The 1,197-nt window shown below is 30.0% G+C and carries 2 protein-coding genes and 1 tRNA gene; all 3 read right to left on the minus strand.

Annotated elements, in window-relative coordinates; all coding sequences use genetic code 11:
* Positions 1-89: 89 nt before the first annotated feature.
* Positions 90-175: transfer RNA gene (locus IUY40_RS19125), tRNA-Leu, on the minus strand.
* Between the two features lie 298 nt (positions 176-473).
* Positions 474-668 carry a hypothetical protein gene (locus tag IUY40_RS19130; protein ID WP_195738453.1) on the minus strand — a complete coding sequence of 65 codons (195 nt, stop codon included), beginning with the start codon at positions 666-668 and terminating at the stop codon, positions 474-476.
* Between the two features lie 303 nt (positions 669-971).
* Positions 972-1,197: hypothetical protein (locus IUY40_RS19575; protein ID WP_229335686.1), on the minus strand; the 226-nt coding region annotated here is incomplete at its 5' end.

Genomic DNA, 1,197 nt, shown 5'->3' on the forward strand with positions numbered 1-1,197 from the left:
ACGTTTGATCCTGTATTGATCCTAGACTAAAACCATTTTTATTAACAAAAAAAAATCTTCAATTAGACTTAGCTAATTGAAGATTTTAGTACTCAGAGCGGGACTTGAACCCGCACGAACATTGCTGTTCACTGGATTTTAAGTCCAGCGTGTCTACCAATTTCACCATCCGAGCATTATTGTGGTACCTCCAGTTACTGAATTTATGATTATAACATACTGATAATCAGTTGTTTGTTTTTTATTTTCGTAGATTGGTAGAAAATTAGTAAAAAATTCTAATTTATATTTAATCCAAGTAGCAAAAGTAATAATAATGATTGGAAAAATTTGTTTTTATTAGAAAATATATTTTACTAAATAAATAACAAAAAAAAACCGCATTAACTAATAGTGCGGTTTGGGTATATGTAAAGTTTAGAGATTTATTTTTAATGAATAATGTATTTTTATCTAAATTTAAAAATGTGGCGTTAATTCGCTTTTGATTTACTAAAAACAATGTTTTCAATTGTTCTAACAGCTTTATAATAACGCTGTCCAAGTTTAGCAAAAATCCAAGCATCCGTATATTTTTTTACATTAAATTCCTTTACATCGGATAATTTAAGATAATCTTTCTTGACATCTTCATAAAGACGTTTTGTATTATCGTTATTAGATGGCATAAATAAATAATTTAGATAAAGAAAAAACTTTTAAAAAAATAGACCTATAAACTTTTGTTTAGTAGGTCTATTAATAACGGTGCTTGACTTTCGCCGCGCTCCATTGCAAATATAACAACAAAACATACGTTTAACCAAGTTTTTATATTGTTTTACGTGATATTGTTGATTTATAAATAAAAAATTATCATTACATATCAATATGTTTTTTTTATTTGTTTTCATGTACAATTTTTATTTCAATCTAAGTTACCGCTTGATTAGACCCCGAAGCATTTAACGAGTTCAGTAGCAAAGCAAATACTATAAACCCGAAGTAGTGGAGCAACAATTATAATTCGAGCCTGTAGGTATAATAGTTTGAGTTTGTGGGTTTGAGTTTCTGCTCCAGCATGATGTATCAACAACGATAATTCGAGCCTGTGGGCACAATGGTTTGAGTTCGTGGGTTCGTGAGTTTCTGCTCCAGTGTGATGCAACCAACAACAACGATAATTCGAGTCTGTGGGCACAATGGTTTGAGTTCGTT

Source organism: Flavobacterium sp. ALJ2, from assembly GCF_015594725.1.
In the GTDB taxonomy this organism is placed as follows: Bacteria; Bacteroidota; Bacteroidia; order Flavobacteriales; family Flavobacteriaceae; genus Flavobacterium.

What these genes read in the sequence shown, in the direction of transcription:
- IUY40_RS19130 (WP_195738453.1), bottom strand. Translation starts at nt 668, where the DNA reads ATGCCATCTAATAACGATAATACAAAACGTCTTTATGAAGATGTCAAG.